This window comes from Methylophilus sp. 3sh_L (genome assembly GCF_046766015.1).
In the GTDB taxonomy this organism is placed as follows: domain Bacteria; phylum Pseudomonadota; class Gammaproteobacteria; order Burkholderiales; family Methylophilaceae; genus Methylophilus.
The window spans coordinates 53,762-71,762 of the sequence record NZ_JBKOUF010000006.1; the positions used below are offsets into that span (position 1 = coordinate 53,762).

Below are 18,001 nucleotides of genomic sequence, written 5' to 3' on the forward strand. Positions count from 1 at the left end.
TTATCTGCGCGCAAGCAAGTGACGGGTATAGTTGCATGCGTTTACATTCCATTCTCAAGTCTTTGCAATTCGTGCTGCCAGTGGCGCTGTTATGGCTATGGTCCACAGGCACGCTGGCGGCAGAAGGCTTGCCGATAGGCACAGTGACGCCAGCACCAGGGGGCGGCCAGGATTATACGCTGAGCCTGCAAACCCTGATCCTGCTCACCGCGCTCACGTTTATTCCAGCCGCGTTGCTGATGATGACCGGTTTTACGCGCATTGTGATTGTGCTGTCCCTATTGCGTCAGGCGCTGGGGACACAGTCTGCGCCTTCTAACCAGGTGTTGATTGGCCTGGCCTTGTTTATCACCTTTTTTGTCATGGGGCCGGTGTTCGACAAGATTTACAGCGATGCTTACCAACCGCTTTCTGAAAACAAAATTACCATGCAAGAGGCCTTGCAGCGGGGTGTGTTGCCACTGAAAGCCTTTATGCTCAAGCAAACCCGCGAAACCGATCTGGCCATGTTTGCCAATATGGCGCATAACGAATCCATCCAGACGCCAGAAGAGGTGCCGCTCAGAATCCTGGTACCGGCTTTTATGACCAGTGAACTTAAGACCGCTTTCCAGATTGGCTTTGCTATTTATATCCCGTTTTTGATTATCGACATGGTGGTCGCCAGTGTGCTGATGGCGATGGGCATGATGATGATGTCACCTTCTGTGGTTTCTTTGCCGTTCAAGCTCATGTTGTTTGTCTTGGTCGACGGCTGGCAATTGATCCTGGGGTCACTGGCGCAAAGCTTTGTCCTCTAACGCTTTTATTTTCTGGAGTATGAGATGAGTCCCGAACAAGTCCTCACCTTGGGCAGTGAAGCCATGCAAACCACCTTGATGGTGGCCGCCCCAGTATTGGGCACTGCGCTAATCATTGGCCTGGTGGTCAGCATTTTTCAGGCGGCGACACAAATCAACGAGCAGACCCTGTCATTTATCCCCAAACTGGTAGGGGTGATGGCGATCTTGCTGTTGGCCGGCCATTGGATGCTGATGACGCTGGTGGATTACATGCACCATATCTTCACCATGATTCCGCAGCTGGTCAACTAACGGGGATCGCCTGGCCGCATGCTGACCATTCATGATTCAGACCTGCAGCAATGGGTGGTGCAGTTTCTCTGGCCATTGACCCGCATCCTCGGCTGTATCGCCGTAGTACCGGTGTTTAGTCATCCTTCTATTCCTAACCGCATTAAACTGACGATTGGTTTTATCATCACGCTGGCGCTGGTGCCGAGTATCCAGGTACCAAATATTGCCGTGTTGTCATGGCAAGGCCTGCTCTCCCTGCTGTCGCAGTTCTTGATCGGCATCAGTATGGGGTTTGTCATGCGCCTGATGTTCACCGCGGTTGAGCTGGCCGGTTTTATGATGGGGATGAGTATGGGCCTGGGCTTTGCCAGCTTTTATGATCCGCATACCGAAGGACAAACCATTGCCGTTGCCCAGATGCTGACCATGTTGACCTTGATGGTGTTTATGAGTCTGGATGGTCATCTAATTGTCATTGCGGTCATGATGCAAAGCTTTGAAACCATGCCGATTAGTATGGCGCATTGGCAACTCAATAGTCAGGCGATTGCCAGCATAGGCGGCCATATTTTCTCACAAGGCTTGCTGATGTCTTTGCCGGTGATTGCCAGCCTGCTGATTACCAATATGGCGCTGGGTGTGTTGACCAAAGCGGCCCCGCAGCTCAACCTGTTCGCCATGGGTTTCCCGATCACAATCGCGGTGGGCTTCATCATGATCCTGCTCGGTTTGCCCGCCTTGATCCATCCGGTCGAAGACTGGATGATTGATGCGCAGCAATACATGCTGCAAGTCTTACATTAATCACTCTTGCATTAAATAAGGTTGTTCTGAAACAAAAAAGCCGACCACATTCTCAGCGATCGGCTTCTCCTTGCTTGGCCTTTTAAACTTGGTCTTTTAAGTAGGCGTGTGATTAAGCTGTATTAAATAAACTGGAACAAAGACAACTTAGAAGTTGAAACAAAAGACTTTTGAGCGGCTTCCATGATGGTATTCTTTTTAGCCAGGTCGGACAGTGCTTGCGTGTAGTCCAGGTCTTGCAGGTCAGACAGGACCTTGGAGTATTGCAAGGAGATATCATCGCCTGTGTCATCCAGAATCTGGATTTCGTTGAGTTGGCTACCAATTTGCGCTCTGGTATCAAGAATGCTGTCCAATGATTTGTCTGTATTCTGCAGCGCAGTTGCCAGGCCATTAGTAAAGTTGGTGCGGGACGTAGCATCCGTAATCGGTGTATTCAGTAAGGTAATCGCTTGCTGCATGTTGGCAAATAAGTTATTGCCGTTGGCATTGAACACGCTATCACCGGTAAACGTGGTCGGCATGGTCCGGTTATCGTCAATCTGCAAATTCATGCGCGAGGTTTCCCCCTGGAAAACCCCCGCGCTGGTAAAGGCAGCTTTGTCTGTTGTAAATCCTGAGTAGATAAAATTACCCATGGAGTCTTTGGCGTTCGCCAGGCTGATCAGGCTATCCAGGCGGCCTTGCAACTCAGTCGCAATACTTTGGCGTTGTGAATCGTTATAGGTGGCGTTACCCGCGGCCGTGAGTGAACTCTTGATATTCAACACCAGGTCAGTCACGGACGATAAATTGGTTTCATAGTTTTCGAGCATGCTGCTGGCGGTTTTTCGCGTCTCAGCAAAAGTATCCTTCATGCTCTTGTTATTGTTGATCTCGATAATCCTGGCAGAGGCAACCGGATCATCCGCTGGCGAGCGGACTTTCTTACCTGAAGAAATTTTTTCATTCAGATCATTGACGTCACTTTGTAAGCCCATGAGCCGGTTAGTGCCATTGGCATAGATGGTATTTGTACTTAATCTCATACTGACATCCTCACTCGATGTGATTTACCCTAGCCTAACTTTTACTTACCCAGGCTTAACAGGGTATCAAACATATTACTGGCGATTTGCATCATTTTGCCTGCTGCTTGATACGCTTGCTGATAACGCAGCAGGTTGGCCGCCTCTTCATCCAGATTAACCCCGGATTGCGATTGCATCGCCGAGGTGGCATCATCCAGCGCAGTTTTGTCCGCCTGGTTCATGATGCTCATCTGGTTGGCTTTAATCCCCACCGCACTGGTGGTGAGGGCATATGCCTGTGCAAAGGTTCTATTGGTAGAGCTGGCATTCACCCTGACGAAGTTCTGATTTTGTAAATTAGCCAGTTTTAGCGCATTGGTGTTATCGCTTTCCCCTTTGGAAGGGTTGTCGGCCAATGCCAGTTTTTCCACATCCGTGACCGCCAGGGTCAATCCGCTGGCAGCATACTGGGTCGGTTTAATCAGGTAAGAGTCGCCATTGGTCGGTGAACTGGTATTCGTATTGATGGTGATGCCATCTTGGTTGAATGGCAAGGTGACATTGGACCAGACGTACTTATCGTTCTGGCGCGTGATGTTATATTGTCCATTCACATATTCCAGCGTGTAGTTGCTGCTGGTCAGTAGAGAGGGGTCCGTGATCGCGACCGATGCTTGTTTGCTTTGGTCCGTATTGTTACGGTTACTGATCGCGACAGGCCCTGCAATATTAAACAGATTCTGGCCGACGGCACCCGTCAGGTCCGTACCCTGTTTATGCTGGTTGTTAAATGCCGTGGCAAAGGTAATCGCCAATTGGCCCAGTTGGTTTTGTACAGTATCCAGCGTTTCATCTCTGAATTGCAAGGCACCACCCAAAGCGCCGCCAGTCAGTGAGCCACTGATGGGTTTTGGCGAACCTGAAGCACCATAGCCGACTTCCAGTCGGCTGCTGTCTGTATCGTTGGGCACTGCATAGAGGTCTTGGGATTGATTGCCCAGCACAATCGGGATGCCATTACCAATAGAAACATTGTAAGTATTGTCCGACTGCGGCAGGACTGTCGTTTTGATTTGCTCACTGATTTTTGTGACCAGCAGGTCGCGCTGATCCATCAGGTCATTGGGTGGGTTGCCAGTCGAACTAAACGCTTGTTTGATTTTTTCATTCAAATCCGCAATCGAGCTGGCGTAGCTATTAATGGTTGCCACACTGGTCGAGACTTGCGTGTTAATATTTGAACGCATTTCATCCAGTCGCGAATTGACTGCAGTAAAGCGGCTCACCAATGATTGTGCATTAGAAATGACTGTTTGCCGGGTAGCAATATCCGAAGGGTTCGCCGCAGCTGCACTGACAGATCTAAAAAACTCTGTCATGACGGCACTCACGCCCGCCTTGTCGTCAGACAGCAGGCTATTCACCTCATTAATGCCTTGTAAATAGACCGAGCTTGAGCTTTGGTTACTGGTTGTATTAATCACTTGTTTAGCCAGCACGTCATCGTAAGAACGTACAATCGTCCCCACCTCGGCACCTTGACCAAGGTAGCCGTTACCAAAACTTTGTGCGGCGGCTGCCTTTTGAACAATAGACTGCCTGTTGTATCCAGGCGTGGATGCATTGGCAATGTTATGTCCCGTGGTTGCAATGCCTAGCTGAGCCACCGTCAGTGCACTTTTCCCAACGTTTAATACATTCATATGCTATAGACCTTTCGGGCAAGCGGATGGATGACCGATCAAAAACGGTCATCAACATCGCAATTAAGTTGCCTAACGGCAATGTTTTCAAGTTCTTTAATTTCAACTTCGCAAATGATTGATCACTTGCGTTAATTTTTTGCCATATTGCGGATCCGTTGCATAGCCGGCACGCTGCAGGGCGTGGGCATAAGCGCTGGCATCATGCGTGTTATTCATGGCTTGTTGATAACGCGGATTTTGCGAAATCATTTTGGCGTAATCCTTAAAGGCATCGCTGTAGCTATCATAGGCGCGGAATTTCTCCACTTTGGTTTGTTTGACGCCGTTCACATACTCAGTGGTCGTACTGCTTACCACTTTGCCTTTCCAGCTGGCATCGGCCTTGATCCCGAACAGGTTATGACTATTCACACCATTATCGGTTTTGATTTCATGTTTGCCCCAGCCGCTTTCCAATGCAGCTTGGCCGATCATGAATTTAGCAGGAATGCCAGAAGCACTGCTGGCGGCCTGCGCATGTGGCAACATACTTTGAATAAATTGCTGGGTTTTACCAGCGACCTCACGCATTGCAGTCGCCAACGGCGCTTGGGGTAGAGTAAAGCTTTGCACATTGGCTTGTGTTTCTTCAATCAATGGTGGCAGTTCTGGTATCCCTCTTGCCCAGGCGGTGTCCGTTTGCGTTCCCACAGGATTTGATTCTGATTCATCCCATTGTTGATAGGCCTCACGTATTTTTTGCGTGGCTTGGGCAAGCACCGCTTTCGCGCTCGCAGGTACGGTTGCGCTACTAATTTTGTCTGTGCCTTTGTTCGCCTTACCTGCGTCATTGCCAGGGGTAGCGGTGTTCGTGTCGACTGGTTGCCCGCTGAACTTACTCAATTGCCTGACCAGCACATCCGTCAGCCCCAAGCCTTTCTGGCTTAAATGCGTACTCAGTTGTTGGTCCAGCATGCCGGTAAACATTTTGCTTTGTTCATTATCGGCAAAGCCTTCTTGGGGGACGGTATCGCGCATGCTTTTGAGCATCATGTTCATCAAAATGCCTTCAAACTGACGTGCGACTGCGCGAATAGTCTCAGGCGAGTCACTCTTGGCTCGCTTGAGACCATTCAGCGAATTGCCGTCTATGGCCAGGCTATTTGGATCGACACGTGGTTGCATGAGCGCGTCCCGTTTAAATCACCTCGAGCTCGGCATTCAATGCACCGGCCGCTTTCATGGCCTGCAGAATTGCCAGCAAGTCCTGTGGTGTGGTGCCAATCGCATTAAGCGCCTTGACCACATCCGCCAGATTGGCACCGTTATTGAGCTTGAGCACTTTGCCAGGCTCTTTATTAATGTTGATTTCAGACACGGCGGTCGACACGGTTTGGCCATTGGAGAACGGGCCAGGCTGGCTGATGACCGGTGAAGTGTTGATCACCACAGACAGGTTGCCATGCGAAACGGCGCAACTATCCAGTGTGACCGCTTTGTTCATGACGACCGAGCCCGTGCGTGCATTTAAGATAATCTTGGCAGGCGTTGCGGCCAGCGCCACATTAATGGTTTCGAGATTAGCCAGAAATGAGACGCGGCTCATGGTTTCTGGAGGACGCACCTGGATCACGCGGCCACTCTCTGCTTGTGCGGTCATCGGGCCAAATTTTTTATTGATGGCTTCCACGACGTTATTGGCGGTTGAAAAATCACTTTCTTTCAGCTCTAGCCGGACGATATCTTGACTGAGCAGGGTGTTGGGCAAAGCACGCTCTACCGTCGCGCCCTCAGAGATCCGGCCTACGCTTAAATGGTTAATCTGCGTTTGGCTACCGTTGGCAGAGGCACCGACACCACCGACTACCAGGTTACCTTGCGCCATGGCATAAATCTGTCCATCCGCCCCTTTGAGCGGTGTCATTAACAGGGTGCCGCCACGCAAGCTTTTGGCGTTACCCATTGAGGAAACGGTCACATCCAAGGTTTGTCCAGGTTGTGCAAAAGGGGGCAGGGCACTGGTGACCATCACGGCAGCAATGTTTTTCAGCATCAGGTTAGTGCCTGGCGGTATGGTGACCCCGAGCTGGTTCATCATGCTGATAATACTTTGGACGGTAAATGGGGTTTGTACGGTCATGTCACCGGTACCATCCAGGCCAACAACCAGGCCATAGCCAATCAGCTGGTTGCTACGCACGCCCTGGATGTTGCTGATGTCTTTGATCCGTTCTGCGTGGGCATTATCGGTGTTGACGATGGTCGCGCTGAGCAATAACAGCATGCACAACAGTTCTTTTCTGTAGTCATAAAATGACCGTAACAGCGTGCGTGCGTTGCGGGGGCGTGTTTGTTTCATCATGTGTGCCCCTTACAGCGGGATCATGCTAAGAAAGAAGCGGGAAAACATCGACAAGACTTCTGCCGCATCCATTTTGCTATTGGTCCGGTATTCGATCCGCGCGTCGGCGACCTTGGTTGACACCACTTGGTTACCAATCGTAATCATGTCTGGGTTTACAACGCCAGAGAAGCGGACATACTCGGTGCCTTTGTCAAAGCCAATTTGTTTTTCGCCGCTGATGACCAGGTAACCGTTAGGTAAGACATCCACGACGGTCGCCGTCACAGAACCACTGAAAGTATTACTCGCATCTGCAGTCGCTTTATCTTTAAAGGAGAGGGCAGAGCTTGCATTAAATGAAGCTTTAGGGACGTTGTGCCCAAATAAACCAGTGACGCCAGCTGTAGTGGCACCGTCTTTAGTCTGCTCATTGTCAGTGGCCTTGTTGGCAGTGGTGTTCTCTGTAATCAAGACGGTCACCATATCGCCGACATAGCGTGGACGGCGGTCCTCAAACAGTGGGCGGTAGCCGCCGCTATTAAAAATGGCCCCTTCGGTACGGGTATCAGGACGTACTGCTGCGACCCGTGGCGTTTCGGGCTTTTGGACAATGGTGGATGGTGTAATGGAACAGCCATTCAACAACTGGGAAAATGCCAGACAAAGTAATAAGCTCATGATCGTTCTATTCATCATTTCAGTCACCCTCAAAAGGGATTAAAGCTGCGCCAGTTTTTGCAGCATCTGATCCGAAGTCGTGATTGCCTTGCTGTTAATCTCATAGGCGCGTTGTGTCTGGATCATGCTGACCAGTTCTTCCACCACGTTGACGTTCGAAGTCTCTACATAGCCTGAATTCAATAAACCCGCGCCATTGGTGCCTGGCGTGTTTACGCCAGGGTTACCAGAAGCGGTCGTTTCCACATACAGGTTTTCGCCTTTGCCCTGCAAGCCAGCCGGGTTAATAAATGTCGCCAGCTGAAGTTGGCCAATCTGTGTGGTTGCGGTCGAGCCAGGGGTGGTAATTGAGACCACGCCGTCACGGCCGATGGACAGGCTTTGTGCATTGGCCGGAATGCTAATCGCCGGTTGTACCGGATAGCCACTGGCGGTCACCAGCTGCCCTTGGCTATCTACCTGGAAAGAACCGTCACGGGTATAAGCCGTGGTGCCATCTGGCAACAGAATCTGGAAAAACCCTTGGCCCTGAATGGCAACATCCTTGTCATTGCCGGTTTGTTGCAAGTTGCCCTGAGTAAAAATGCGCTCAGTAGCCACTGGCTTAACGCCTGTGCCTAGCTGCAACCCACTTGGCGCCTGGCTTTGCTGCGAGGTTTGTGCACCGACCTGACGCAGGTTTTGGTAGAGCAAGTCTTCAAATACAGCGCGTGATTTTTTAAAGCCACTGGTACTGACGTTGGCCAGGTTGTTTGAAATCACGTCCATCTGCATTTGTTGTGCATCGAGACCGGTTTTGGAAATCCATAATGAGCGTATCATCGTTCACTCCTTGGGCATTGAGCCATGTTCATAGTGTCATCTTAGTCCTGGACTTAGCCATTCAAACCAAAGAGTTGATCCGCTTTTCCGGCGTTGTTTTGAGCGTTATCGAGCATCTTCATTTGCATCTCAAACTGCCGCGCCAGGCTGATCATATTGACCATGGTATCGACGACATTGACATTGCTGCTTTCAAGGGCGCCGCCAACCAGCGTGACATTGGCATCTGCCGGGGCAGGTTGACCATTGGTGGTCACAAACAAGCCGTCTGCACCCCGTTTAAGACTAGACTCTGGGGGATTGGCCAGCTTGATCCGGCCAATGATATTGGTGGCACCAGGTGCGGTCAGGTTATTGACGCTGGAGACGGTGCCATCCTTGGCAATGGTAATGGTGACATCTGGCGGAATGCTGATCGGGCCACCATCGCCCATGACATTTAAGCCGGATTCGGTTTGCAATTGCCCGTTTTGGTTGATTTTGAGGGAGCCGTTACGTGTATAACCTTCTGAGCCATCGGCGCGCTGTACCGCGATCCAGCCTTCGCCTTGCACGGCGACATCGAGGTCGCGTCCGGTTTGCTGAATGCTGCCTGCGGCATAATTGGTGCCTACAGTAGCATCCACCACAAAGGCACGGGTGGGTAGGCCATCGCCCAGAATCGGGACCGCCCTGAAGCTGTCAATCTGCGCTTTAAACCCGGTGGTACTTGCGTTGGCTAGGTTGTGCGCAGTGGTCGCCTGCTGTTCCAGGATATGTTTAGCGCCAGTCATGGCGGTGTAAATCAGACGGTCCATAGCGACTCCTTCATTCAGTCAATATTCAGCCATCAACACTCAATTAACGCATGTTCACCAGGGTTTGCAGCACTTGGTCTTGCGTTTTGATGGTTTGTGAGTTGGCCTGGTAGACGCGCTGCGCCATAATCATGTTGACCAATTCGGCAGTTAGGTCGACGTTAGAGTCTTCCACCGCGGAGGATTGCAATACCCCCAGGGTGCTGCTACCAGGCGCGCCAATCAAGGCTTCGCCTGAATCATAGGAGGATTGCCATTGGTTGCCACCCAGTGAGCGCAAGCCATTCGGGTTGACAAAGTTGGCTAACACCACGCGGCCCAGGGCTTGCGATTGACCATTGCTGTAACGGCCCACAATAATGCCGTCGCTACCAATGCTGAAGTTAGCAATCCGGCCTGAGGTATAACCGTCCTGGGCTAACTTGTTGACACTAAAACCAGAGCCGTATTGTGTACTGGCGGTGTAATCCAGTTTCAGGTTGACAGCACCGGCACCGCTTGCAGGCGTAAAGCTCACATTCAGGGCACTAGAGTTGGTCGTGTCATAAGCGCCTGAGGTGGTAAATTTAATCGTGCCCGTTGCAGTATATGGGTCTGCAGCATTGGCTTTGGGCGGAACCACACTGCCGTCAGCAGTGGTGTATGTTGTCCAGGTATTGGCAGCTGTTTTAACAAAGTAATTCTGCACTGTATGGCTATTGCCTAAGGCATCATAGACCGTGATCGAAGTCGAGTTGGTATAAGTGCTGGCATCCGAAGGGTTAAATGGCTTGACTGTTTGATCAATGACATCGCTGTCTGAGTTCAGGTTGAGCTTGCCGGTGACCTGGGTCGATGTTTTTGGCGGCAGGTCGCTGGTGTTAATTTGAATATCCACTGGTGAAGAGCCTTCCAAGTTGTCAGCGCTGTTGCCTCTGAGGCGCTTGCCTTCACTGTTGACAATATACCCATCTTTATCCATCTCAAACTGGCCATTACGTGTGTAGGTCACGACGCCGTTCTGGCTCATAATGAAAAAGCCGTTACCGTTAATGGCAACATCCAGTGTATTGTTGGTATTGGTGATATTGCCCTGCGTGAATTCTTGAGCCACCTTGGCCAGCTTGGTACCAATCCCGATTTGCGTCGCACCGCCACCATTCAATGAGGCGGCATACACATCCGAAAACTTGGAGGTGGATTGCTTAAAGCCCACAGTGTTGGCGTTGGCAACGTTGTTACCAATTACCGACAGTTGTTGCGAGGTGGCATTTAAACCGCTAAGACCTTGTTGAAAACTCATGCTATTTCTCCTTGCGTAAGATTACATTCTGTGGGGCTTTAGAATACTTCAAGCACATCAGCCAGCGCGACGTCTTTGCCGGTACTTAAGTTCAGCTTGGATGTGCCATTCATTTGGGAAACACTTTGCACCTGGGCCAGACTGAGTGGGGTGCTGGTTGTTTTCGCATCGCCCAGTGTGGCGGTTGTTTCAAACGTATAGGTGCCAGTAGGGGCAGGCTGGCCGCTGGCATCTTTTCCATCCCAGGACAAGGCATTGATGCCAGTGGCTTGTTTGCCGAGGGTGAGTGTTTGTACTACGGCACCGGCGCCGTTTTTAATGGTCACGGTCATGCTGTCGGCTCCATTGGGGATATTCACACCAAATAATGCGCCTTTTTCCCCGAGTTCCATGCTGTTGCCTGCAGACAAGATGTTGCGGCCTATCATGCTGGTGGCCTGGTAAGACTGGCCCATTTGCACATTGTTGATCAGACTGGTCATGGAATCATTCAGTTTGTTAATCCCGGTGACCGTATTCAGTTGCGCCATCTGACTGGTGACTTGCGCGTTATCCATGGGGTTTAGCGGGTCCTGGTTTTTCATTTGTGTCACCAGCAGCTTCATAAAACGGTCTTGCGCATCATCTGTATTTGAGGCTGTCTGGCGATTGTTCACCGTATTCAATAAGTCCTGGGGTACTTGATTGTTAGTATTCACCGTGGTCATACGAAATTCCTTTCTGCAGGTTATTGACCAATATTGAGTGTTTTAAGCAACATGGTCTTGGCCGCATTCATGGTTTCCACGTTGTTTTGGTAAGCTCTGGAGGCGGAGATCATATTCACCATCTCTTCCGTCACGTTGACGTTTGGCATGGTGATATAGCCTTCGTTATTTGCCATCGGGTGTTTAGGGTCGTAGACCATTTTGCCCGGGCGGTTGTCTTCAATCACGCTGTCAACCGCGACGGTACTGGCGTTCTGGTTGGCTGCATCTTGTACGGCCTTGAACACGACCTGTTTGGCCTGGTAGGGTTTGCCATCAGAACTAACCACACTGTCCGCGTTAGCCAGGTTGCTGGCTACGGTATTCAGACGCATGGATTGTGCGCTCATGGCAGAGCCGGAAATCTTGAATACATTAAATAAAGACATGTCAGTACTCCTTACTCAATTACTGGCCATTGATTGCTGTCAGCATTTTTTTGATCTGGCCCGTGATCATGGTTAAGCTTGCTTCGTAACGGATGCCGTTATCAACATAAGCATTACGCTCAGCATCCATATCCACCGTATTACCGTCTACAGAAGCTTGCGTCACAGAACGGAACAATGGGTCGCCAGGGCCTGCATAGCCTTGATTCGGTTGGCCTTGCATATGTCCTGAGTCGGTTTTTTGCAGTCCGCGTGTTTCTGTCCCTGCGCTACTGCTGGGTTGCAAGGCCGCTTGCATGGCAGACTTAAAGTCGATATCGCGCGCCTTGTATTGCGGTGTATCCGCATTAGCGATGTTTGATGCCAACAGCTCTTGACGTTCATTGCGCACACGCAATGCCGTCTGATGAAAATTCAGTGCGGCGTCTAATTTGTTGATCATCGTTGATTCCTTTCACTTGCCTTAATCTCTGGCTTTAATCTTGGGTTGGCGGTAGTTATCGCTTGGCCCCAAACATCTTTATTCAAAAAAATCCTAAAGCTTTGCAAGAGACTGCCGTTAATCCTGATAACTCGTTACATCTTGTTGGTTGAGTCACTTTTACTAGCTATGCCTAGTGTACGCCGCACATTTATGAACAATTTCTGAATTAGATGCGGTAAATCCCCTTTATTTGAGCATTTAGTACTGGACGTTGTGCGTAGAATGAGTGCTCATGAAACCTCGTCTGCTTACATTTTTGTGTGCCATGTTGATCACCCTGACAGGGTTCTTCAACCATGCCTTGCTGGCAGCTGACCGCACGGCTACCGCTGCGACGATTGCTAACCAGCGTGCAACTGAACCTGTGTCCGCAGACATGCACAGCCGCGTCTATCAAACAGCTGTGCAATATGTGCAAAGCCAGACGCAAGGTTATCCGGGCAAAGTCAATGTTGATATCCAGCCATTGGATAGTCGCGTGCGGATTGCTGCTTGTGACATGATGGAAGGCTTTACTGTGCCGGGCTCGCGCTTGTGGGGTAAAACCCACATAGGGGTGCGTTGTCTGCAAGCAGAGAGCAAATTGTGGACGCTCTACGTGCAAGCAGATGTACAAGTATGGGCGGAATATGCTGTCACTGCCGTCCCCGTTAGCCAGGGTGCATTACTGAGCCCGAATGACGTGGTGTTGCAATCCGGGGATCTCAGCAAACTGCCAGCGGGAATTATCACTGACGTGGCGATGCTTGAAGGTAAGCAAGCTGCGTTGAACATGCCACTTGGAACAGTGTTACGGCCTGAGTTGCTCAAATCGAGACCTGTGATTATGCAGGGTCAGACCGTACAGTTAAACAGCCGTGGTGAGGGATTTGTGGTGAGCGCTGACGGAACTGCATTACAAACAGCCAATGCTGGCCAGGTAGTGGATGTGAAAGTCAGCAGCGGTCAGGTGATTAAAGGCGTTGCATTGTCTAGTGGAAAAGTAGACGTTAGATATTAGTGAGACTGGCTACTCTAAACATGAAAAAACGCTTCTCGATCAGAATCTTGAGATAAAAACTATATTAAGAACTAAAGTTCGCTTAAACTATGCCGATAGAACTGTTAATCAATGAGGGTTTAGTCACCCGACAAACTCATATATCAAGGCAGAGGGATAGCATGAACATTTCAGACTCGATTAAGAAACTTGGGATTGGTGTAGATAAACCAGTATTAGATAAAGGCACCAGTAGCAAAAGTGCCGAAAAGACCACCGCATCGGCAACACCTGCCAGCAAAGACAATGTAACGTTGTCCGCGGCTTCGGTGCAGATGCAGTCCATTGAAGCTGGCATCGCCTCGACAGAGGTGTTTGATACCAGCAAAGTGGATGAAATTAAAAGTGCAATTGCGCGTGGAGACTTTACGGTAGACACGGGCAAAGTGGCTGACGGCTTATTACAAACCGTTAAGGACTTAATCCATTCGAAAAAAGGTTGATAGGTATGAATACTGCAAATCGTAACGCGATCCCTCAGATTAGTTTTGAAGCGGATGCCAATCTGGTTGAAGCATTGATTGATGATTTGCAGAATGAACAAAAAGCTTTGGTGAAAGCAGACCTAAACACCATCGAACAGATTATTGATAAACGGGTATCGCTGCTGCAAGCCTTGGGTGAAGCAGCAAAGCAGCGCTACGCTGCCTTATCCGCCGCTGGCTTCGAAGCCAATGAAAAAGGCATGGCCAAATGGCTGGAGTTGCGTTACGGTAATGTCATGGATGCAGCATGGGCAGAGTTTCAAAAAAAACTGGCTCAGGCCAAAGAGCTTAACCGCGTTAACGGTATTCTCATCACCAAGCATTTTCAACGTAATCAGGAAAAGTTAGACGCTATTCAGGGCAAGTCGCCTAATGCCATGCAATTTTATGGCAAGAATGGTCAAACCCATGCTGGACATAGCTCACGCACTAGCTTTGCCGTCTAGCGTCTCCAGACGCTAGAACACATGCCTGCACGCACGATGCATTTGACTGACTCAACAATCTGAATAGTTGAGCTTATTGGTTTTCCAGCCACTCCCAGCGCTCCAGCTTTTCCAGAATCAACGCCTCGATTGCATCCAGTCTTTCCTGCAGTAGTTTTACCTGTTCCGGCGCTTGCTTGTAAATATCCCCTTGTGCAAATTGTGCCTGGATTGCCGTTTGTTCCTGCTCCAACTGTTCGATTTCTGTCGGCAACGCTTCAAGTTCACGTTGTTCCTTAAAACTCAATTTTTTACGGGCGGGTGAGTTCCCTCCCGTCGTTGCACTGGTGGGTTGGCTAGCAGCCGCTAACGGTTTTTCAACTGGTTTGCTTGCAGCCTCACGTTGCTGGCTAAAACGTAGCCAGTCATCATAGCCGCCACTAAATTCAGTTAATTTTCCTTGGCCTTCAAACGCGATTACCTGGGTGACTGTATTTTCCAAAAACGCCCGGTCGTGACTGACCAAAAAGAGGGTGCCAGCATAATCCTGCAGCAGGTTTTCCAGCAGTTCCAGCGTATCAATATCCAGGTCATTGGTCGGTTCATCGAGCACCAGGACATTGGCTGGGCGGGCAAACAGACGGGCCAGCAATAAACGATTACGTTCACCGCCAGACAAAGATTTCACCGGGGAGCGTGCACGTTGAGGGGCAAACAGAAAATCTTCGAGATAACCAATGACATGCGTGCGTGTCTCTCCGATTTGTACATACTCGGAGCCTGGGCTGATGGTGTCCATCAAGGTCGCTTCCGGATTGAGTTGTTCACGCATCTGGTCAAAGTAGGCTACTTGGATATTGGTGCCCAGTTGTACCGTGCCCGCGCTAGGCGCTAACTCACCCAGGATGAGCTTGAGCAGCGTAGATTTACCCACTCCATTCGGACCAAGCAGGCCTATGCGGTCGCCACGCATGATGCGGGTACTAAAGCGATTGATCAGCACTTTTTCGCCAAACGCCATGTGTACATCTTGCAGTTCGGCAATCAATTTGCCAGAGCGCTCGCCCGCATCCAGTTGCAAATGCACCTGACCTTGACGGTCACGCCGTGCTGCACGGTCAAGCCGCAATTGTTCCAGTCTTCTGACGCGGCCTTCATTGCGGGTACGCCGGGCTTCTATGCCTTTGCGGATCCAAACTTCTTCTTGCGCTAAAAACTTGTCGAATTTGGCCTGGTGCTGCGCTTCTACGGTCAGCAACTCTGCTTTCTTGATCTGATACTGGCTATAGTTGCCTGTAAATTCAGTTAAGTTTCCGCGGTCGAGTTCGACAATGCGCGTAGATAGACGGTCAAGAAAGCGGCGGTCGTGCGTAATCAACATCACACTGCCTTGAAAGCCCAGCAGCAACTCTTCCAGCCAGACGATGGCCTCGAGGTCCAGGTGGTTAGTCGGTTCATCCAGCAATAAGACATCGGGCGCTTGCACCAATGCCTGAGCCAATGCGACGCGTTTACGCCAACCGCCAGAGAGTGTTGCAATCGGTGTTTCGGCTTCTAGCCCAAGCTTGGATAATACAGACTCAATGCGGGATTGTAGCGCCCAGCCGTTTTCAGCCTCCAGCTTGTGTTGCAATACTTGCATGCGATCAAGCAGGGCTTGCGTCTCTTGCGCGTGTGACAACTGCACTGACAGTTCGTGATACTCCTTAAGTTGAGTCACGACTGCACCCAACCCCTGTGCAACGGCGGTAAACACATCATGGCTGTCATCCAGGGCTGGCTCTTGCGGCACATAGGCAATCTTGCTCCCTGGGTCGCGCCAAAGTTCGCCATCATCCAGCTTGGTCAAGCCGGCCACCACTTTCAGCATGCTGGATTTTCCGGTGCCATTGCGGCCAATAATGCCGACACACTCCTTGTTATCCAGCTGAAAATTGACTTGGTCCAGCAATGGCACATGACCAAAGGCCAGGCTGGCCTGTTTGAGTGTGATTAAGGGCATATCAGTGTATCTGTTGCGAAGGGGAGGGCAGTTTTTCTAACGTTGACAATGAGGCGCTGTGCGAAGCAGAAGGCGCAGGACGGGTATCAGGTTGATATTCTTCAACCCAACGCTGCAAATCTTGCTTGATTTGAGCTTCTGATAAATGTGGGACAGCAGCAAGCCATTCCAGTAATTGTGTTAGCCAAATAATATCCGCGCTGCGGGCTTGGGCAATCCGCAATTTTTCATGGCTGGTCGGCAAGGTGTTTTCATCATCTGCCAGCAATTCTTCATAAAGCTTTTCACCAGGACGCAAGCCGGTAAACTCAATGCGTATCTCTTGTTCCTGCAAACCAGAGAGTTTAATCATATCGCGTGCCAGATCAACGATCTTGACCGGCGTACCCATGTCCAGCACAAATACTTCACCGCCATTGCCCATAATCGCGGCCTGCAAAACCAATTGTGCTGCTTCAGGAATAGACATAAAGTAGCGGGTGATCTCGGGATGGGTAATCGTGACTGGGCCGCCATGGGCGATTTGCTCGCGAAACTTGGGGATCACACTTCCACTACTCCCCAGCACATTGCCAAAGCGCACCGTAATAAAGCGGGTATGACTTTGCTTGTTTTGCAAGCCCTGACAAATCAGCTCGGCCAGACGTTTGCTGGCGCCCATGACATTGGTTGGATTCACTGCTTTATCGGTTGAGACCAGCACAAAGGTAGGCACGTTGGCCGCCTGACAGGCTGCTGCAATCTGGTAGGTGCCATAGGCATTGTTCTGCAAGGCCTCCACCACATTAAAATGCTCCATCATAGGCACATGTTTGTAAGCCCCGGCATGTAACACAACCTCGGGTTGATGAGTTTGCAAGATGCGTTGCATCCTGCTTTGATTTTTGACATCCGCGACCAGATAGACTAACTCGGTGTTTGTGACTGACTGACTAAATTCCTGCTGTAAGGTATACAGCGCATACTCCGAGATATCAAGACAAATTAACTGCGCCGGGTGAAAGCTCAGAATTTGCCTGCACAGCTCAGAACCAATCGAGCCCGCTGCGCCAGAGACCAACACCACTTTGTTTGCCAACATCAAGCTCAAGCCATGGGTGTCCAGTTGCACCACATCGCGGCCCAGCAAGTCTTCCACATCAATTTTGCGAATTTGAGAAAGGCTCACCCGGCCACTAATCAGGTCAGACATGGCGGGCAGGGTTAATACTTCCATTGCAGGCACTTTTCGCGCGGCTTCTACGGCCAATCTACGCTTCTGGTGCCGGCTACTTGGCATTGCAATCATGCAGTGCTGGCAGCTGTAACGTGCAGCAATCGCCGGAATATCCTCCAAGCACCCCTCGACCTTGGTATGCATAATTTCCCGGCCAATCAGCTTGTTCGCAGGATCTATCATCGCCACTACACGCCATTCCGGATTTTTACTGAGCTCTTTGATCAGGTTAAAAGAAGCATCCTCAACCCCGATCACAATTACCGGCTTACCTTGCAGCGCGACCGCATTAAATAAGCGCCGCTCTTTCCAGGCCCGATATAAAAAACGGCTGCCACCCATTGCTAAAATGAGTAACATAGGATTCATGATCAACACAGAGCGGGGGATGATGATGCCAGGGTGCACCAACAGGGCATAAGCCGCACTCAGTAATGCAGCAAAGCCGACCGCGCGCATAATCCGTTTTAAATCGGGCAGACTGGCAAACCGCCAAAGTCCTTTATACAGCCCAAAGCTATAAAAACAGATCGCATGAATGGCAAAAATCACAGGCAATGTCTGCCAGATATACTGTACAAAATTGGACGGTATCTGGAAGTTAAAGCGTAATGAGAACGCAAATACCCATGCCGCGATCACAACGACCACATCATGAGTAAACGCAAAAAAAGACAAAACGCGTGCCGGTAGCCTGAGCATAGCAATCAAATAATC

General features: G+C 50.3%; 19 protein-coding genes. 6 read left to right on the top strand and 13 right to left on the bottom strand.

What is annotated here, in order from left to right:
- Positions 1 to 35: 35 nt before the first annotated feature.
- From fliP to fliR, 3 genes are read left to right on the top strand one after another with little or no spacing between them, the layout of a single operon-like run.
- The gene (gene fliP, locus ACIDF8_RS11590) at positions 36 to 800 is read left to right on the top strand and encodes a flagellar type III secretion system pore protein FliP (RefSeq protein ID WP_412010770.1); all 765 of its coding nucleotides are present in this window, start codon (positions 36 to 38) and stop codon (positions 798 to 800) included.
- 24 nt (positions 801 to 824) lie between these two features.
- On the top strand, positions 825 to 1,094 hold the full coding sequence (gene fliQ, locus ACIDF8_RS11595) for a flagellar biosynthesis protein FliQ (protein ID WP_412010771.1): 270 nt from the start codon (positions 825 to 827) through the stop codon (positions 1,092 to 1,094).
- An 18-nt stretch (positions 1,095 to 1,112) separates the two neighbouring features.
- Positions 1,113 to 1,880: a flagellar biosynthetic protein FliR gene (fliR, locus tag ACIDF8_RS11600; protein WP_412010772.1), complete on the top strand. Its 768-nt coding sequence runs from the start codon at positions 1,113 to 1,115 to the stop codon at positions 1,878 to 1,880.
- A gap of 122 nt (positions 1,881 to 2,002) precedes the next feature.
- Here the strand turns inward: fliR and flgL are convergent, their stop codons facing one another.
- From flgL to flgB, 11 genes are all read right to left on the bottom strand, one after another.
- Positions 2,003 to 2,908 (bottom strand): flagellar hook-associated protein FlgL, encoded by a 906-nt coding sequence (gene flgL, locus ACIDF8_RS11605; protein ID WP_194746921.1) that lies wholly within the window; start codon positions 2,906 to 2,908, stop codon positions 2,003 to 2,005.
- Positions 2,909 to 2,949: 41 nt separating this feature from the next.
- Complete coding sequence (gene flgK / locus ACIDF8_RS11610) at positions 2,950 to 4,593, bottom strand: flagellar hook-associated protein FlgK (RefSeq protein WP_412010773.1); 1,644 nt, start codon at positions 4,591 to 4,593, stop codon at positions 2,950 to 2,952.
- A gap of 102 nt (positions 4,594 to 4,695) precedes the next feature.
- Positions 4,696 to 5,760 carry a flagellar assembly peptidoglycan hydrolase FlgJ gene (gene flgJ, locus ACIDF8_RS11615; protein ID WP_412010774.1) on the bottom strand — a complete coding sequence of 355 codons (1,065 nt, stop codon included), beginning with the start codon at positions 5,758 to 5,760 and terminating at the stop codon, positions 4,696 to 4,698.
- A gap of 13 nt (positions 5,761 to 5,773) precedes the next feature.
- Positions 5,774 to 6,859, bottom strand: a complete 1,086-nt coding sequence (locus tag ACIDF8_RS11620; protein WP_412010879.1) for a flagellar basal body P-ring protein FlgI — start codon at positions 6,857 to 6,859, stop codon at positions 5,774 to 5,776.
- An 87-nt stretch (positions 6,860 to 6,946) separates the two neighbouring features.
- The gene (locus ACIDF8_RS11625) at positions 6,947 to 7,597 is read right to left on the bottom strand and encodes a flagellar basal body L-ring protein FlgH (RefSeq protein ID WP_412010775.1); all 651 of its coding nucleotides are present in this window, start codon (positions 7,595 to 7,597) and stop codon (positions 6,947 to 6,949) included.
- A gap of 39 nt (positions 7,598 to 7,636) precedes the next feature.
- Complete coding sequence (gene flgG, locus ACIDF8_RS11630; RefSeq protein WP_412010776.1) at positions 7,637 to 8,419, bottom strand: flagellar basal-body rod protein FlgG; 783 nt, start codon at positions 8,417 to 8,419, stop codon at positions 7,637 to 7,639.
- A gap of 53 nt (positions 8,420 to 8,472) precedes the next feature.
- Complete coding sequence (gene flgF, locus ACIDF8_RS11635; protein WP_412010777.1) at positions 8,473 to 9,216, bottom strand: flagellar basal-body rod protein FlgF; 744 nt, start codon at positions 9,214 to 9,216, stop codon at positions 8,473 to 8,475.
- Positions 9,217 to 9,259: 43 nt separating this feature from the next.
- Positions 9,260 to 10,498 (bottom strand): flagellar hook protein FlgE, encoded by a 1,239-nt coding sequence (gene flgE, locus ACIDF8_RS11640; RefSeq protein ID WP_412010778.1) that lies wholly within the window; start codon positions 10,496 to 10,498, stop codon positions 9,260 to 9,262.
- A 38-nt stretch (positions 10,499 to 10,536) separates the two neighbouring features.
- On the bottom strand, positions 10,537 to 11,205 hold the full coding sequence (locus ACIDF8_RS11645) for a flagellar hook assembly protein FlgD (protein ID WP_412010779.1): 669 nt from the start codon (positions 11,203 to 11,205) through the stop codon (positions 10,537 to 10,539).
- Between the two features lie 20 nt (positions 11,206 to 11,225).
- The gene (gene flgC / locus ACIDF8_RS11650; protein WP_412010780.1) at positions 11,226 to 11,633 is read right to left on the bottom strand and encodes a flagellar basal body rod protein FlgC; all 408 of its coding nucleotides are present in this window, start codon (positions 11,631 to 11,633) and stop codon (positions 11,226 to 11,228) included.
- 19 nt (positions 11,634 to 11,652) lie between these two features.
- Positions 11,653 to 12,075: a flagellar basal body rod protein FlgB gene (flgB, locus tag ACIDF8_RS11655; RefSeq protein WP_412010781.1), complete on the bottom strand. Its 423-nt coding sequence runs from the start codon at positions 12,073 to 12,075 to the stop codon at positions 11,653 to 11,655.
- A 274-nt stretch (positions 12,076 to 12,349) separates the two neighbouring features.
- Between flgB and flgA the strand changes: the two genes are divergently transcribed.
- The 3 genes from flgA to ACIDF8_RS11670 all read left to right on the top strand — a co-directional run bounded on the left by flgA (position 12,350) and on the right by ACIDF8_RS11670 (position 14,087).
- The gene (flgA, locus tag ACIDF8_RS11660; protein ID WP_412010782.1) at positions 12,350 to 13,117 is read left to right on the top strand and encodes a flagellar basal body P-ring formation chaperone FlgA; all 768 of its coding nucleotides are present in this window, start codon (positions 12,350 to 12,352) and stop codon (positions 13,115 to 13,117) included.
- 161 nt (positions 13,118 to 13,278) lie between these two features.
- Positions 13,279 to 13,599: a flagellar biosynthesis anti-sigma factor FlgM gene (gene flgM / locus ACIDF8_RS11665; RefSeq protein WP_412010783.1), complete on the top strand. Its 321-nt coding sequence runs from the start codon at positions 13,279 to 13,281 to the stop codon at positions 13,597 to 13,599.
- A gap of 5 nt (positions 13,600 to 13,604) precedes the next feature.
- Positions 13,605 to 14,087 (top strand): flagella synthesis protein FlgN, encoded by a 483-nt coding sequence (locus tag ACIDF8_RS11670; protein WP_412010784.1) that lies wholly within the window; start codon positions 13,605 to 13,607, stop codon positions 14,085 to 14,087.
- A gap of 73 nt (positions 14,088 to 14,160) precedes the next feature.
- On the opposite strand, the gene ACIDF8_RS11675 is transcribed toward ACIDF8_RS11670, so the two are convergent.
- Positions 14,161 to 16,068: an ATP-binding cassette domain-containing protein gene (locus ACIDF8_RS11675; RefSeq protein ID WP_412010785.1), complete on the bottom strand. Its 1,908-nt coding sequence runs from the start codon at positions 16,066 to 16,068 to the stop codon at positions 14,161 to 14,163.
- 1 nt (position 16,069) lies between these two features.
- Positions 16,070 to 17,986: a polysaccharide biosynthesis protein gene (locus ACIDF8_RS11680; protein WP_412010880.1), complete on the bottom strand. Its 1,917-nt coding sequence runs from the start codon at positions 17,984 to 17,986 to the stop codon at positions 16,070 to 16,072.
- Positions 17,987 to 18,001: the final 15 nt, after the last annotated feature.